1 pseudogene is annotated in these 255 nt (G+C 71.4%); it reads left to right on the top strand.

The features are described from left to right. Positions 1 to 255: pseudogene (locus tag SM753_RS20890) on the top strand (carbonic anhydrase); the annotation flags it as partial.

Genomic DNA, 255 nt, shown 5'->3' with positions numbered 1-255 from the left:
GGGACGGACGACTCAGGCGACGAGAGCGACGAGGCCGCCGGCCTCCGCAACCGCCTCGTCGAGTACAACGTCCACGAACAGGTCGCGATGGCTCGCGAGACCGAAACCGGCGCCGACGCGGACGTGTACGGCTTCGTCTACGACTTCCACGGCGCCTACGGCGGCCGCGACGGAGCGGTCTACCTCGTGAACGCCGACGGCGAGCGCGACCCCGAGGTCCTCCGCGATCTGGTCGGGCCGTCGCACGCGGACCAC

This window comes from Halostella sp. PRR32 (genome assembly GCF_034808085.1).
In the GTDB taxonomy this organism is placed as follows: Archaea; Halobacteriota; Halobacteria; order Halobacteriales; family Natronoarchaeaceae; genus Halostella; species Halostella pelagica.
The sequence above is the reverse complement of the archived record's forward strand: the minus strand, read 5'-3'. Positions and strand labels throughout refer to the sequence as shown.